18 protein-coding genes are annotated in these 13,695 nt (G+C 70.5%); 1 reads left to right on the top strand and 17 read right to left on the bottom strand.

The window, feature by feature from the left end:
- Positions 1–194: 194 nt before the first annotated feature.
- From truA to rpsH, 17 genes are all read right to left on the bottom strand, one after another.
- Entirely contained in the window at positions 195–1,082 is an 888-nt protein-coding gene (gene truA, locus CBOVI_RS02130; RefSeq protein WP_010269801.1) for a tRNA pseudouridine(38-40) synthase TruA, read from the bottom strand.
- On the bottom strand, positions 1,079–2,221 hold the full coding sequence (locus CBOVI_RS02125) for a hypothetical protein (protein ID WP_183273733.1): 1,143 nt from the start codon (positions 2,219–2,221) through the stop codon (positions 1,079–1,081). The genes truA and CBOVI_RS02125 overlap by 4 nt, the downstream gene beginning before the upstream one ends.
- A 158-nt stretch (positions 2,222–2,379) precedes the next feature.
- Entirely contained in the window at positions 2,380–2,952 is a 573-nt protein-coding gene (gene rplQ / locus CBOVI_RS02120) for a 50S ribosomal protein L17 (RefSeq protein ID WP_010271950.1), read from the bottom strand.
- Positions 2,953–3,003: 51 nt separating this feature from the next.
- Positions 3,004–4,017, bottom strand: a complete 1,014-nt coding sequence (locus tag CBOVI_RS02115) for a DNA-directed RNA polymerase subunit alpha (RefSeq protein ID WP_010271953.1) — start codon at positions 4,015–4,017, stop codon at positions 3,004–3,006.
- A gap of 240 nt (positions 4,018–4,257) precedes the next feature.
- Positions 4,258–4,863 carry a 30S ribosomal protein S4 gene (rpsD, locus tag CBOVI_RS02110; RefSeq protein WP_010271956.1) on the bottom strand — a complete coding sequence of 202 codons (606 nt, stop codon included), beginning with the start codon at positions 4,861–4,863 and terminating at the stop codon, positions 4,258–4,260.
- Between the two features lie 43 nt (positions 4,864–4,906).
- Positions 4,907–5,311 carry a 30S ribosomal protein S11 gene (gene rpsK / locus CBOVI_RS02105; protein ID WP_010271959.1) on the bottom strand — a complete coding sequence of 135 codons (405 nt, stop codon included), beginning with the start codon at positions 5,309–5,311 and terminating at the stop codon, positions 4,907–4,909.
- A complete protein-coding gene (gene rpsM, locus CBOVI_RS02100) occupies positions 5,311–5,679 on the bottom strand; it encodes a 30S ribosomal protein S13 (protein ID WP_029157975.1) in 369 nt (122 codons plus the stop codon). The genes rpsK and rpsM overlap by 1 nt, the downstream gene beginning before the upstream one ends.
- A gap of 294 nt (positions 5,680–5,973) precedes the next feature.
- Complete coding sequence (infA, locus tag CBOVI_RS02095; protein ID WP_005519800.1) at positions 5,974–6,195, bottom strand: translation initiation factor IF-1; 222 nt, start codon at positions 6,193–6,195, stop codon at positions 5,974–5,976.
- A gap of 380 nt (positions 6,196–6,575) precedes the next feature.
- Positions 6,576–7,370 (bottom strand): type I methionyl aminopeptidase, encoded by a 795-nt coding sequence (gene map, locus CBOVI_RS02090; protein ID WP_010271991.1) that lies wholly within the window; start codon positions 7,368–7,370, stop codon positions 6,576–6,578.
- Between the two features lie 218 nt (positions 7,371–7,588).
- Complete coding sequence (locus CBOVI_RS02085) at positions 7,589–8,140, bottom strand: adenylate kinase (protein ID WP_010271994.1); 552 nt, start codon at positions 8,138–8,140, stop codon at positions 7,589–7,591.
- Positions 8,137–9,462 (bottom strand): preprotein translocase subunit SecY, encoded by a 1,326-nt coding sequence (gene secY, locus CBOVI_RS02080; protein ID WP_010271997.1) that lies wholly within the window; start codon positions 9,460–9,462, stop codon positions 8,137–8,139. Before secY ends, CBOVI_RS02085 begins: the two co-directional genes overlap by 4 nt.
- 422 nt (positions 9,463–9,884) lie before the next feature.
- Positions 9,885–10,331 (bottom strand): 50S ribosomal protein L15, encoded by a 447-nt coding sequence (rplO, locus tag CBOVI_RS02075; protein WP_010272000.1) that lies wholly within the window; start codon positions 10,329–10,331, stop codon positions 9,885–9,887.
- Positions 10,332–10,337: 6 nt separating this feature from the next.
- Complete coding sequence (gene rpmD, locus CBOVI_RS02070) at positions 10,338–10,523, bottom strand: 50S ribosomal protein L30 (RefSeq protein ID WP_010272003.1); 186 nt, start codon at positions 10,521–10,523, stop codon at positions 10,338–10,340.
- 5 nt (positions 10,524–10,528) lie between these two features.
- Positions 10,529–11,173: a 30S ribosomal protein S5 gene (gene rpsE, locus CBOVI_RS02065; protein ID WP_010272005.1), complete on the bottom strand. Its 645-nt coding sequence runs from the start codon at positions 11,171–11,173 to the stop codon at positions 10,529–10,531.
- A gap of 40 nt (positions 11,174–11,213) precedes the next feature.
- The gene (gene rplR / locus CBOVI_RS02060; protein WP_010272008.1) at positions 11,214–11,618 is read right to left on the bottom strand and encodes a 50S ribosomal protein L18; all 405 of its coding nucleotides are present in this window, start codon (positions 11,616–11,618) and stop codon (positions 11,214–11,216) included.
- Entirely contained in the window at positions 11,618–12,154 is a 537-nt protein-coding gene (rplF, locus tag CBOVI_RS02055) for a 50S ribosomal protein L6 (RefSeq protein WP_010272011.1), read from the bottom strand. Before rplF ends, rplR begins: the two co-directional genes overlap by 1 nt.
- 14 nt (positions 12,155–12,168) lie before the next feature.
- Positions 12,169–12,567: a 30S ribosomal protein S8 gene (gene rpsH / locus CBOVI_RS02050; protein WP_010272013.1), complete on the bottom strand. Its 399-nt coding sequence runs from the start codon at positions 12,565–12,567 to the stop codon at positions 12,169–12,171.
- Between the two features lie 625 nt (positions 12,568–13,192).
- Here rpsH and CBOVI_RS02045 point away from each other — a divergent pair.
- On the top strand, positions 13,193–13,561 hold the full coding sequence (locus CBOVI_RS02045; RefSeq protein WP_010272015.1) for a DUF6457 domain-containing protein: 369 nt from the start codon (positions 13,193–13,195) through the stop codon (positions 13,559–13,561).
- The last annotated feature ends 134 nt before the right edge of the window (positions 13,562–13,695 follow it).

The raw sequence follows: 13,695 nt of genomic DNA, 5'->3' as shown, positions 1-13,695 counted from the left end.
CCTCACCTGTGACGGACGGGGTCACGCCCGGGCCGAACTGTCCGTGCAACCATACCGCGCTGCCCGGACAGCGTCGGGAAGGCTGTTCAGGGTGTCAGGCGCGGCCGGCCGTCGCCCTCACCCGTCGCCCTCACCCGCGCCGCTCCCCGGCCCACCCGCCCCGTCCGGCCCGCCGTCGCCGTCACCCGACGCCGTCACCCGGTGCCCTCACCCGCACCGTCACCCGCGCCGTCGACCGGGCCCCGCGTCGCCCGGGTCTCCTCGGCCCGCGCGGCGAGCAGCTCGTCCGCGGGGTAGTCCACGCCCGTCAACGCCAGCCCGTTCGCCGGGGCGACGGGCACCCGCGGACTGCGGCGTCGTTCACCGAGCAGCTCGCCGGTGAACCCGGCCGCGCGGCGCCCCTCCCCCACCGCGAGGCACGCTCCGACGAGCGACCGCACCATCGACCAGCAGAAGGCGTCCGCGGTGACGCGGGCCTCGTAGGTCTCGGGTTCGACGTCCGTGGACACGTCGGTCCACGTGAACTCCTGCAGGTCACGCACGGTGGTGGCGCCCTCCCGGGCGCGGCAGAACGCGGCGAAGTCGTGCAGGCCGACGAGGGCGTCCGCCGCCGCCTGCATGGCCCCGCGGTCGACGGGACGACGCCACGCCGCCGTGTCCCGCGCCCGCACGGGCAGGACACCCGCGGGTGCGCAGGACACCCGGTAGAGGTAGTGCCGGCGCAGGGCGGAGAAGCGGGCGTCGAACCCCTCCGGCGCGGCGGACGCACCGTGGAGCCGGATGTCGGGCGGGAGCATCCGGGACAGCCGACGGACCAGGTCCGCGGGTTCCGTGAGGGACCGCTGGGTGAAGGCGTCGGCCGGGAGGTCGGCGTGCGCGACCTGGCCGTGCGCGTGCACCCCGGCGTCCGTGCGCCCGGCGACGACGAGCCGCACCGGCCGGCGCACGACGGTCGCGAGCCGGTCCTCCAGCACGCCGGCGACGGTGCGCAGCCCGTCCTGCGCCGCCCAGCCGTGGAAGTCCGTGCCGTCGTAGGCGATGTCGAGGCGGACGCGGACGGTGCCGGCGTCGGGGGCGCTCACCGGCCCCACCCCTCGGCGTCCGTGCCGGCGTCCATGCCGGCGTCCGTGCCGGTCCCGTTCCCGGGTGCGCGGACCCCGCCGGGCAGTCCCCCGCCCCCGTCCGCGCCGGTCCCGGTCCCGTTCCCGGGTGCGCGGCCCCCGCCGGGCAGTCCCCCGCCCCCGTCCGCGCCGGTCACAGCCCCGGTCCCCGCGCCGGTCACAGCCCCGGTCCCGGCGCCGGTCACAGTCCCGGTCCCGGGTGCGCCGCCCTCGACGCGGGCCGCCGCCTCGCGGACGAGCGGGTCCCGCTCCGCGCGCAACACCTGATCCCGCGCGATGCGCGCCCGGCGGATCTCCTCCCGCTCGCCGGCCCCGCCGAGCGTCACGGCGGCGAGACCGACGACGATGATCCACACCGTCCCCAGGTCCAGCCACGCCCGCTCGAACATCCCGGGCATCCCGCGGGTGCCGAGGGCCAGGAACCCCAGCCCGCCCGCGACGGAGACGCCGAGGAGCAGGCAGGTCAGCGGCGCGTACCCGCCGTGGAGGACACCGTGCCCCCCGTCGCGGCGGGCGGCGCGGGTGGCGGTGAGCCCGCCGATCATGGCGAGCCACACCCACACGCCCTGCCACAGGGTCGCGGCGTCGTGCAGGCCCGGTGCGGCATCGGACGGGGCGAGACCCGTGACCGTCATGCCGCACCCGGCGAGGATGAGCGGCACGGCGACGACCGCACGCCGCCGCAGCCCCCCGCCGCGGCCGGCGACCGGGACGGCCCCACGACCGTCACCGCCGCCGTCGCGCCCGGCCCCGTTGCCGCCGAAACCGCCGTCGCCGCCGTCGCTCCCGTCGCGCCCGGCCCCGTCGCCGGAGCCCTCACCGCCGCCGTCGGGCCACGTGAGCAGCACGACCGCGCCGAGCGCGAGGAGGATCCCGGCCGTCGCGGTGAGCCCGGTGAACCAGCCGGCGCCGGGACTGCAGATGTACCGGGGGCCGTACGCGTCGCGGACGAGGCCGCAGCCGGACGCCCCGAGGTCGCCGATGAGGTTGTCTGTCATGGAGTACATGCCGCGCCAGCGGATGACGGCGGTGAGCTGGCCGGCGAGCACGGCGAGGCCGCTGAGCATCCAGAGGGTCCCGGTCAGGTGGTGTCGGGTCACGGTTCTCCCGGGGTCGGGGGCGGGTGGGGTGCGGGTGGGGTCCGGCGGCCCGGGCCCGGTCGGTGGCCGGGCACGGTCGAGGGGGACGACGGACCCCTGACGCCGACGGCCCGCACCCCGGGGAGGGATGCGGGCCGTCGGCGGGTGTCAGCCGGGGACTACTTCTCCTCGGCGTCGGCCTCGGTGGTCTCCGCGGCCTCGGTGGCGTCGGCGGACTCCGCCTCCTTCGCCTCGGCCTCGGCCTGGGCGTCGGTGGCGGTGTCGGCCTCGACCTCGGGGGCGTCCGTCGTGGCGGCGGACTCCGTGGTGGACTCCTCGGCGGCCTTCTTCGACGCCGCGGCGCGGGTGGCGCGCGCGGCCTCGGTGGAGACGAGCTCCTCGGTGGCCAGGGAGATCTGGCTCATCGGGGCGTTGTCACCCTTGCGGTTCTCGAGCTTGATGATCCGGGTGTAGCCACCCGGACGGTTCTCGAACTTCGGGGCGAGCTCGTTGAACAGGTAGGCGACGACCTCCTTGTCCGTGATGAGCTTGAGCACGTTGCGGCGGTCCGCGACGGTGCCCTTCTTCGCCTTGGTGATGATCTTCTCGACGTACGGGCGCAGCAGCTTGGCCTTCGCGTCCGTCGTGCGGATGGCGCCGTGCTCGATGAGCTGGGCGGCAAGGTTGGCAAGGATCTTCTTCTGGTGGGAAGCAGAACCGCCGAAGCGGGCGCCCTTCTTGGGGGTAGGCATGTCTTCTCCTCGTGTATGAACTGGTGTGAGCGCTGGGGTGCCGGTGGGCGACTACTCGGCGATGTCCTCGCCCTCGGTGTCGATCCACTCACCCGACTCGGCGTCGTAGCCCTCGATGTCGTTGATGTCGAAGCCTTCCGGGGCGTCCTTGAGTCCCAGGCCCAGCCCGGCGAGCTTGACCTTCACCTCGTTGATCGACTTCTGCCCGAAGTTGCGGATGTCCAGCAGGTCGGATTCCGTGCGCGCGGCAAGTTCACCGACGGTGTGGATCTCCTCACGCTTGAGGCAGTTGTACGAACGGACGGAGAAGTTCAGGTCCTCGATCGGCATGCTGTACGCGGCGATGTGCTCGGACTCCTGCGGCGACGGGCCGATCTCGATGCCCTCCGCCTCGGTGTTGAGCTCCTGCGCGAGGCCGAAGAGCTCCACGAGGGTCCGGCCGGCGGACGCGAGCGCGTCCCGCGCGGTGATGGAGTTCTTCGTCTCGACGTCGACGATGAGCTTGTCGAAGTCCGTGCGCTGCTCGACACGGGTGGCCTCGACCTTGTAGCTCACCTTGAGGACCGGGGAGTAGATCTGGTCGACCGGGATGCGGCCGATCTCCCCGGTCGCCTGCGCGGCGGGCACGTAGCCGCGGCCGCGCTCGACGACGAGCTCGATGTCCAGCTTCGCCTGCTCGTTCAGCGTCGCGATGTGCAGGTCCGGGTTGTGGACCTCCACGCCGGTCGGCGTCATGACGTCCTCACCGGTGACCGCACCGGCGCCCTCCTTGCGGATGTACATCGTGACCGGCTCGTCGGAGTCGGACGACAGCACGAGGGACTTGATGTTGAGGATGATGTCGGAGACATCCTCCTTCACACCGGGGATCGTCGTGAACTCGTGCAGGACACCGTCGATGCGGATGGACGTGACCGCCGCGCCCGGGATGGACGACAGCAGGGTCCGCCGCAGCGAGTTGCCGAGGGTGTAGCCGAAGCCCGGCTCCAGCGGCTCGATGACGAACCGCGAGCGCGACGGGCTGACGAACTCCTCGGACAGGACGGGGCGCTGTGAGATCAGCATGGGGTGAATTCTCCTTCCCGGCGACCGCTATATGACGCCGGCTGGGTGCCGCCGCCCCGGGGGGCGACGACGTGAGGAACGGGTGGGTCCCGCCGGAGGCGGGGCCCGGACACGGGTGGCGGCCGGACGCCGTCGGGTGACGACGCCGACCACCGGGAGGCTCCGACGCGTCCGGGGGATGCGCCGGGCCGGTGGGACCGTCCGGGGACGGGGCCACCGGTGCAGCCCGGGGGTCCCGGACTACTTCGAGTACAGCTCGACGATCAGCTGCTCCTGCAGCGGGATGTCGATCTGGGCGCGCTCGGGCAGCTGGTGCACGAGGATGCGCAGGGAGGACGGGACAACCTGGAGCCACGCCGGGACGACGGCGTCGACGAGGTTCTCCTGGGCCTCCTCGTACCACAGCATCGAGCGGGACTTGTCCCGGACGTCGATGATGTCGTACTGGGACACCTTGAACGACGGCACGTTGACCTTGCGCCCGTTCACGGTGAAGTGCCCGTGGGACACGAGCTGGCGGGCCTGCCGCCGGGTCCGGGCGAGGCCGGCACGGTAGACGACGTTGTCCAGCCGGGTCTCGAGCAGGACGACGAGGTTGTCACCGGTCTTGCCGGGCTGACGGTTCGCCTCGGCGTAGTACCGCCGGAACTGCTTCTCCATGACGCCGTAGATGAAGCGGGCCTTCTGCTTCTCCTGCAGCTGGATGAGGTACTCGGACTCCTTGATGCGGGCGCGGCCGGCCTGCCCCGGGGGGTACGGGCGGCGCTCGAAGGAGCTGTCGCCGCCGACGAGGTCGACGCGGAGGCGACGGGACTTGCGGGTAGCGGGGCCGGTGTAACGGGCCATAACTGATCCCTATCCTTTCTTGGTGTGACCTTGTGGTGCTCTGTTAGACGCGGCGACGCTTCGGCGGACGGCAGCCGTTGTGCGGCTGGGGCGTCACGTCGGAGATCGTGCCGACCTCAAGGCCAGCGGTGGACAGGGAACGGATGGCGGTCTCGCGACCGGACCCCGGGCCCTTGACGAACACGTCGACCTTCTTCATGCCGTGCTCCATCGCCTTGCGGGCGGCGGACTCGGCGGCCATCTGCGCGGCGAAGGGCGTCGACTTGCGCGAGCCCTTGAAGCCGACGTGCCCGGAGGACGCCCAGGAGATGACGGCACCCTTCTCGTCCGTGATGGACACGATGGTGTTGTTGAAGGTGGACTTGATGTACGCGGCACCGTGCGTGACATTCTTCTTGACGACGCGGCGGCCGGTGCGGCGCGAGGTGGAGCGAGTCTTCGGAGGCATTACTTCTTCTTTCCTGCGATCGTCTTCTTCGGGCCCTTACGGGTACGGGCGTTGGTCTTCGTGCGCTGGCCGCGGACCGGCAGCCCGCGACGGTGACGCAGACCCTGGTAGCTGCCGATCTCGATCTTCCGACGGATGTCGGCCTGCACCTGGCGGCGGAGGTCACCCTCGACCTTCCAGGAGTTCTCGATGAGGTCACGCAGAACGGTCAGCTGCTCGTCCGTGAGGTCCTTCGTGCGAAGGTCAGGAGAGATTCCGGACTTCTCCAGAAGCTCGGCGGATCGGGTGGGGCCGATGCCGTAGATGTAGGTGAGTGCGACCTCCATGCGCTTGTCGCGCGGGAGGTCAACACCAGCAAGGCGTGCCATGTGGCATTTCCTTCCGGTCATGCGGCGGTTTTCTCCACACTCGTCCCCGGTCCGACGTCGCCGTCGGACGGGGCTCCGGCCGCCGCGGCCGAAGGTGGGTCCCGTGTGGCGCCCGCCCGGGGGCGGTGCGGTCACACGGTGGGAGGTGTGGAGGCGAATAGGGCTCGGTGTCTGAGTCTCCTGAGCCGTCGGGATCTGTCAGGGTCCCGACGCCGCGTTGACGCAGACCACGTCACGGGGACCGGGTGCGGTGTCCGCGGGGCGGGCACCCGCCCGGTCCGGGCGACGCGGGGTCTACTTGTAGCGGTAGACGATACGGCCGCGGGTCAGGTCGTACGGGGACAGTTCCACGACGACCCGGTCCTCGGGGAGGATACGGATGTAGTGCTGGCGCATCTTCCCGGAGATGTGGGCGAGCACCTTGTGCCCGTTGTCCAGCTCCACCCGGAACATCGCGTTCGGCAGGGGCTCGACGATGCGGCCCTCAACCTCAATGGCGCCTTCCTTCTTAGCCATATCCTCCACATTTCCCGGCCCGGGCGTGCCCTCCCTCGCGGGTGGGGCACGGATGTCCGGGCCATTCGGCGTCTGTCTCAGGTCTCTCGACGCTGTGCTGCGGACCCCCACCTGCTCGGCGGGACGGTCTCTGCCGGGGGTTCCGTGGCTGGTGCCGGCGGATCCCGGTGGCTGCCGGCGGGTCCCCGGAGGGACGGTGCCGGCGCAGCGTCAGTCGGGCGCGGTCCTCACAGACCGCACACCGACGTTTGACCCTACCTATTTCCGCAGGACACGGCAAATCACCGTCTCCGGGCCCCTCCCCGCTCCCCGGGCCCGCCGACCGTCGCGTTCCCCGGGGCGGCGCGGTCCCCGACCCCCCGGGCCCCCTCCCCGCCGGCTCAGCGGCGGGGCGTGAGGATCCGGGGGCCGTCGGCCGTCGCGGCGACGGTGTGCTCCCAGTGGGAGGCCCACGATCCGTCGAGCGTGACGACGCCCCAGTCGTCGTCGAGAACCCGGGAGTCCGCCGTGCCGAGGGCGAGCATCGGCTCGATGGCGAGCGTCGACCCCTCCTCGATGAACGGGCCCCGCCCCGGGCGACCCTCGTTGGCGAGGTAGGGCTCCTCGTGCATCTCCCGGCCGATGCCGTGGCCGCCGTACCCGTCAACGATCCACAGGTCGACGCCGAAGCGCTCCTCGGCGTCGGCGGTCGCGCACTCGAGGGCCCACGAGATGTCGGTGAGCCGGGCGCCGGGGACCATCGCCTCGATGCCGCGGGCGAGGACCCATTCCGTGGCCTCGTTGAGCCGGCGGTGCTCGTCGGTGGGCTCGCCGACGGCGAAGGTCCACGCGGAGTCGCCGACCCAGCCGTCGAGGGTCGCACCGCAGTCGATCGAGACGAGGTCGCCCTCGGCGAGGACGGCCGCGGTGTCGGGGATGCCGTGGACGATCATGTCGTTGACGGAGGAGCAGATGCTGCCGGGGAAGCCACCGTAGCCCTTGAACGTCGGGACGGCCCCGGCGGAGCGGATGACGTCCTCGGCGACGGCGTCGAGCTCGAGGGTCGTCACCCCGGGGGCGGCGGCCTCCTTCACGGCGCGGAGGGCCCGGCCGACGATCTCGCCGGCGGCCTCCATGGCGTCGAGCTCACCCGGCGTCTTGCCGGGGATGACGGTGCGCTTCCTGCGGAATCCCATGAACGTGTGCTCCTCGGTGGTCTGGGTGGGCGGGGTGGGCCCGGGTGGGCCCGGTGCGACGGGCGGTGGCGTGCGGGACCGGGGTCGACGCCGCCCGCCCGGTCGGCGGCGGGCCCCGCGTGAACGACCGACGGGGTCCGCACGGCGACCCGTGCGAACCCCGTCCGGTGGTGCTCCGGCGCGCTGCGCGGCGCGCCCGGGCGGTGACGTGTCCGGTGCTACTTGTCCAGTGCGTCGAGCGTCGCGGAGCTGATGTCCTCGACGGTCCCCTCGGCGTCGACGTCGACGAGGAGGTCGAGCTCCCGGTAGAAGTCGATGAGCGGGGCGGTCTCGTCCCGGTACACCTGGAGGCGGGTGCGGATGACCTCCTCGTTGTCGTCCTTGCGCCCGCGGGCGAGCATGCGCTCGACGACGACGTCCTCGGAGACCGTGTAGTTCACGACGGCGTCGAGGGACTCGCCCTTCTCGGCGAGCATGTCGCGGAGGATCTCCGCCTGCTCGATCGTGCGGGGGAAACCGTCGAGGAGGAAGCCCTTCGCCGCGTCGTCCTGCCCGAGACGCGTGCGGACCATGTTGGCGGTGACGGACGTCGGCACGAGGCGCCCGGCGTCCATGTACTGCTGGGCCTCGCGGCCGAGCTCCGTCTCGCGGCTGATGTTGTCGCGGAACAGGTCGCCCGTGGAGACGTGGGGAATGGAGAGCGCATCCGAGAGGATCGCGGCCTGGGTGCCCTTGCCGGCACCGGGGGGGCCGAGGAGAACGAGTCTCATTTGAGGAATCCTTCGTAGTTGGCTTGCATGAGCTGCGATTCGATCTGCTTGACGGTGGTGAGGCCCACCGAGACCATGATGAGGATGGCCGTGCCACCGAAGTCGCCGGTCCCACCACCCTGGTTCTGCGTGACACCGAGGTTGATGAGGATGTTCGGCAGGATCGCGATGAGGCCGAGGTAGATCGACCCGACGGCGAGGAGCCGGTGCATGACGTAGCTGAGGTACTCGGCGGTCGGCCGCCCCGGGCGGATACCGGGGATGAACCCACCGTACTTCTTCATGTTGTCCGCCTGATCGTACGGGTCGTACTGGACCGACACGTAGAAGAACGCGAAGAAGATGATGAGCAGCAGGTAGATCACGATGTACTGCCAGGACGAGGGGTCCTGGAGGGTGCCGATGACGTCCCGGTTCCACCAGTTGTCCTTCGGCGTCGCCGAGCCCGACTGCACGATCTGCGTGATGAGCACCGGCACGGTGAGCAGCGAGGACGCGAAGATGACCGGGATGACGCCCGCCTGGTTGACCTTCAGCGGCAGGTACGTCGACGTCTCGCCGTACTGGCGGCGGCCGACCATGCGCTTGGCGTACTGGACGGGGATGCGCCGCTGGCCCTGCTCCATGAAGATCACGGCGACGACGAGGATGAGCACGCCGACGACGACGGCGGAGAACACGACCCCGCCGGAGTTCCGGAGGATCTGCATCCCCTGGCCGGGCATGTGCGTGGCGATGCCCGCGAAGATGAGCAGCGACATGCCGTTGCCGATGCCCCGGTCGGTGATGAGCTCACCGAACCACATGACGAGCACGGCACCGGCGGTCATGACGACGACCATCGAGACGAGGCCGAGCACGCCCACGCCGTCGTTGAGGACCTGCACGCCGGAGCCGAGGAGCTGACGGCGGTCGGCGAGGGCCACGATGCCCGCGGACTGCAGGAGCGCGAGGGCGACGGTGAGGTACCGGGTGTACTCCGTCATCTTCGCCTGGCCGGACTGCCCCTCCTTCTTCAACTGCTCGAAGCGGGGGATCACGACCGTCAGCAGTTGCACGATGATCGACGCCGTGATGTACGGCATGATGCCGATCGCGAACACCGACAGCTGGAGCAGCGCACCGCCCGAGAACAGGTTGATCAGGGAGTAGATGTTCGACTGTTCAGAGGTCAGGTCACGGATCTGACGGGTGATGCTGACGTAGTCGACACCGGGCGTCGGGATCTGCGAGCCGATCCGGTAGAGGATGATCATCGCGAGCGTGAAGAGGATCTTCTTCCGCAGGTCGGGATCCCTGAACGCCGAGAAAAGGGCGGTCACTATGGCCTCCTGGCTCGTCCGGCCCCGAACCACGCCGGGGATGACGCGGCCGGGGAGGCGAGATACGTGGATGAGAAAAATGCCGGTGGACGAACCGCCGACGATGGACACACAACTTTCACAGCATAGCAGGGGGTGCCGGTCGGTGAAACCCGGGACGGGGACCCCCGCCGGGTCCGGGTTTGTGCAGGTCACGGGCAGGAAGTTCGACGCCGTCCTGCGCGGGTCCGCGTGCGGACGGGGGTCCGCGGCGTCGACCCTGCCCTCCCCCCCACCGGCGCGCCCCCGCGTGCGGACGGGGGTCCGCGGCGTCGTGCCTCCCCTCCCCCCCTCCCCCCGCACCGGCGCGCCCCGACCCCCGGACGCGCGAAACCCCGCCCTGCGACCACGGGGGTCACGGGGCGGGGCAGGCGTACCGGGTGTCAGGCCACGGTGACCGAGCCACCGGCGGCCTCGATCTTCTCCTTCGCGGAGCGGGAGAACTTCTCGGCGGTGACATTGACCTTGACGTCGATGTCGCCGTCGCCGAGGACCTTCACCGGCTGGTTCGCGCGGACGAGGCCGGCGGAGACGATGTCCGCCACGGCGACGTCGCCACCCTCCGGGAACGCCTTCGCGAGGTCGGCGACGTTGACGACCTGGTAGTAGACCTTGGCCGGGTTGCGGAAGCCCTTGAGCTTCGGCAGCCGCATGTGCAGCGGCATCTGGCCACCCTCGAAGGCGGCCGAGACCTGCTTGCGGGCCTTGGTGCCCTTGGTACCGCGGCCGGCGGTCTTACCCTTGGAGGCCTCACCGCGGCCGACGCGGGTCTTCGGGGTGTTCGCGCCCTTGGTGGGACGGAGGTCGTGCAGCTTGATGGGATCAGACATGTTCCACTACTCCCCTGCGACTTCTTCGACCTTGACCATGTGACGCACCACGTTGATCTGTCCACGGACCACGGGGGTGTCCGGACGGACGACCTCGTGGCCGATGCGCTTCAGGCCGAGGGAACGCAGCGAGTCACGCTGGTTCTGCTTGATTCGGACGGTGCCCTTGAGCTGGGTGATCTTCAGAGCCATTGCTATCACGCTCCCTGTCCTGCGGCGCGGGCGCGCAGCATACGAGCCGGCGTGACCTCCTCGAGGGTCTTGCCACGACGGGCGGCGACCTCCTCGGGGCGGACCAGCTGCTTGAGGGCGTCCACGGTGGCGTGGACGACGTTGATGGCGTTGTCGGAGCCGAGCGACTTCGACAGCACGTCCTGGACACCGGCGCACTCGAGCACCGGGCGGGCGGCGCCACCGGCGATGACACCGGTACCGGGGGCGGCCGGCTTCATCATGACGACGCCCGCGGCGGCCTCACCCTGAACCGGGTGGGTGATGGTGCCGGCGATCATCGGGACGCGGAAGAAGTTCTTGCGCGCTTCCTCGGCACCCTTCTGGATCGCGGAGGGCACCTCCTTGGCCTTGCCGTAGCCGACGCCGACCATGCCCTGGCCGTCACCGACGATGACGAGGGCGGTGAAGCTGAAGCGACGACCACCCTTGACGACCTTGGAGACTCGGTTGATGGTGACGACGCGCTCGATGTACTGCGAACGCTCGTCCTGCTGCTGGTTGCGGCGGTCGTTCCGGCCGCCACCGCGACGGTCGTTGCGGTCGTTGCCGCCCCGCTCGTTGCGGTTGTTGTCGGCGGTGCGCCCGCCGTTACGATCACGTTCCGACATCACGCGGTCCTTCCGTTGGGGTTGATCTTGTGGGAGCGCATTAGAACTTCAGACCACCTTCGCGGGCGGCGTCGGCGAGGGCGGCGACGCGGCCGTGGTACTGGTAGCCGCCACGGTCGAAGACGACGGCCTCGATGCCGGCGTCCTTGGCGCGCTGCGCGATGAGCTCGCCGACCTTGGCCCCACGGGTCTTCTTGTCACCCTCCATGCCCCGGATCTCCGGCTCCATCGTGGACGCGGCGGCCAGCGTGTGGCCGGCGGTGTCGTCGATGAGCTGGACGTGCATGTGGCGGGAGGTGCGGTGGACGACGAGACGCGGGGTCTCGGCGGTCCCGGAGATGTTCTTGCGCAGACGGTAGTGACGGCGTGCGCGTGCGACGCGACGGCGGGTGGAGATGTCCTTGCCGATGGGGAGACGCTTCTTGTCGTTGCTCTGAGTGCTCATTACTTACCCGTCTTTCCGACCTTGCGACGGATCTGCTCACCCTCGTAACGGATGCCCTTACCCTTGTAGGGGTCATCCTTCCGCAGACGGCGGATGTTGGCGGCGATCTGTCCGACCTGCTGCTTGTCGATCCCGGCGATGGAGAACTTCGTGTTGCCGTCGACCGCGAAGGTGATGCCCTCCGGGGCCTCGATCAGCACGGGGTGGGAGTACCCGAGAGCGAACTCCAGGTTCTTCCCCTTGAGCTGAACGCGGTAGCCGACGCCGTGGATCTCCATCTTGATGGTGTAGCCGTCGGTGACGCCCACGACCATGTTGTTGATGAGGGACCGGGACAGGCCGTGCAGGGAACGGTTCTTGCGGTGATCGTCCGGGCGGGAGACGACGAGCTCGTTCTCCTCCTGGACGACCGTGATGGGGGCCGGGATGTCCTGGGACAAGGTACCCTTCGGGCCCTTGACCTCGACGTGCTGCCCGTCAATGGCGACGGTGACGCCGGAGGGGACGGCGACCGGTGCCTTACCGATACGTGACATGTGTCAGCCTCCTTCTACCAGACGTAGGCGAGGACTTCCCCGCCTACACCCTTGTTCGTCGCCTCACGGTCGGTGAGCAGGCCCTGGGACGTGGAGATGATGGCCACGCCCAGGCCGCCCAGGACCTTCGGCAGATTGGTGGACTTGGCGTACACACGCAGACCCGGCTTCGACACCCGGCGGACGCCCGCGATGGAACGCTCACGCGACGGGCCGTACTTGAGCTGGAGCGTGAGGGTCTTGCCGACCTTCTCGTCGGTGACCTCGTAGTCCGCGATGTAGCCCTCCTGCTTGAGGATGCCGGCGATGTTCGCCTTCAGCTTGGAGGAGGGCATGGACACGCTGTCGTGGTACGCGCTGTTCGCGTTCCGCACGCGGGACAGCATGTCCGCGATGGGATCAGTCATGGTCATGGATGTGACCTGTGCCTTTCTCGCTGCGGTTCCCTACCCACCCGGGCGTCACCGTGTGATTTCGGGCCACTGACGCTCCCCGCACTCAGTAGTGCGGGGCGCTCGCTGCCTCTGTCCACACGGCCACCGTGGGGCGGGGGGCCTGCAACAAAGTGGATGAATGTTGTGCGCCCCGGTCGTGGTCGGGGCCGGTGACCTGCGGGGACCTGTCCGGTCCCGCCGGCCGCCAGGACGGTCGACCGGTGACCGCGCCGACGGTGCGGCGGCGGTCGTGGGGCGACCTGACCACAGGCCCCCGGCACACACCGTGGTGTGGGGGGTGACCTGGTTCGGGGCACTCCTGCACGGGGCGCCGGGCGTGCCGCGGGGACGACGCGCGCGGCGTCGTCCTGACACACCCCTCCCAGAGCAAGACTCACCAACACTAGCAACCTGCGGAAACCAACACAAATAGCTGGTCAGCCGGGGACACCGGGGCGTCCCGCGCGCGGGCCGTCACCGGCCGGACCGACGGCGACGTCCCACCGCCTGGTCCCCGCCGCCCCCGCGGCGCGGTGGCTGGTACACCGGAGGCCGTCCGTACAGTCATCGCAGTCATCGCAGTCGTCACACAGGAGGTTCCCCCATGTCAGACTCCACGTCAGGCTCCACGTCAGACTCCACGCGCCGGAAGGGCGACATCCCCGGGTCCGCCCACGCCTGGCTCGACGAGGCCGCGTCCCGGCTCGGCATCGACCCCGGGGTCCAGCGCGCCAGCGTCAAGGGCGTCCTCGACCTCACCGCCGCGGTCGCCCACCACCGCTCGCGCCCCGCGGCGCCGGTGACGGCGTTCCTCGTCGGCCTCGCCGCCGGCCTCGACGCGGACTCCGCGGCCGACCTGCGCGAGGCGATCGACTCCCGGATCGACGACCTCACGCGCCTCGCCCTCGAGAACGCCGACACCGGGACGGACACCGACACCGGGACCGGGTCGGACGCCGACACCGACCGGTGACGACGCCGTCCTGACGCCGCGCCGCGACCGACACCGACCGGTGACGACGCCGCCCTGACGCCGGGCCGGGGCCGGGCCGGGGCCGGGCGCGGCGTCCCGCGGGGCGCCGGCGGGGGTGGGGCATCCCACACCAC

The organism is Corynebacterium bovis DSM 20582 = CIP 54.80, assembly GCF_030408615.1.
GTDB classification, from domain to species: Bacteria; Actinomycetota; Actinomycetes; order Mycobacteriales; family Mycobacteriaceae; genus Corynebacterium; species Corynebacterium bovis.
The sequence above is the reverse complement of the archived record's forward strand: the minus strand, read 5'-3'. Positions and strand labels throughout refer to the sequence as shown.

What these genes read in the sequence shown, in the direction of transcription:
- rplQ (WP_010271950.1), bottom strand. Translation starts at nt 2,952, where the DNA reads ATGCCTACCCCCAAGAAGGGCGCCCGCTTCGGCGGTTCTGCTTCCCAC.
- CBOVI_RS02115 (WP_010271953.1), bottom strand. Translation starts at nt 4,017, where the DNA reads ATGCTGATCTCACAGCGCCCCGTCCTGTCCGAGGAGTTCGTCAGCCCG.
- rpsD (WP_010271956.1), bottom strand. Translation starts at nt 4,863, where the DNA reads ATGGCCCGTTACACCGGCCCCGCTACCCGCAAGTCCCGTCGCCTCCGC.
- rpsK (WP_010271959.1), bottom strand. Translation starts at nt 5,311, where the DNA reads ATGCCTCCGAAGACTCGCTCCACCTCGCGCCGCACCGGCCGCCGCGTC.
- rpsM (WP_029157975.1), bottom strand. Translation starts at nt 5,679, where the DNA reads ATGGCACGCCTTGCTGGTGTTGACCTCCCGCGCGACAAGCGCATGGAG.
- infA (WP_005519800.1), bottom strand. Translation starts at nt 6,195, where the DNA reads ATGGCTAAGAAGGAAGGCGCCATTGAGGTTGAGGGCCGCATCGTCGAG.
- map (WP_010271991.1), bottom strand. Translation starts at nt 7,370, where the DNA reads ATGGGATTCCGCAGGAAGCGCACCGTCATCCCCGGCAAGACGCCGGGT.
- CBOVI_RS02085 (WP_010271994.1), bottom strand. Translation starts at nt 8,140, where the DNA reads ATGAGACTCGTTCTCCTCGGCCCCCCCGGTGCCGGCAAGGGCACCCAG.
- rplO (WP_010272000.1), bottom strand. Translation starts at nt 10,331, where the DNA reads ATGTCTGATCCCATCAAGCTGCACGACCTCCGTCCCACCAAGGGCGCG.
- rpmD (WP_010272003.1), bottom strand. Translation starts at nt 10,523, where the DNA reads ATGGCTCTGAAGATCACCCAGCTCAAGGGCACCGTCCGAATCAAGCAG.
- rpsE (WP_010272005.1), bottom strand. Translation starts at nt 11,173, where the DNA reads ATGTCGGAACGTGATCGTAACGGCGGGCGCACCGCCGACAACAACCGC.
- rplR (WP_010272008.1), bottom strand. Translation starts at nt 11,618, where the DNA reads ATGAGCACTCAGAGCAACGACAAGAAGCGTCTCCCCATCGGCAAGGAC.
- rplF (WP_010272011.1), bottom strand. Translation starts at nt 12,154, where the DNA reads ATGTCACGTATCGGTAAGGCACCGGTCGCCGTCCCCTCCGGCGTCACC.
- rpsH (WP_010272013.1), bottom strand. Translation starts at nt 12,567, where the DNA reads ATGACCATGACTGATCCCATCGCGGACATGCTGTCCCGCGTGCGGAAC.
- CBOVI_RS02045 (WP_010272015.1), top strand. Translation starts at nt 13,193, where the DNA reads ATGTCAGACTCCACGTCAGGCTCCACGTCAGACTCCACGCGCCGGAAG.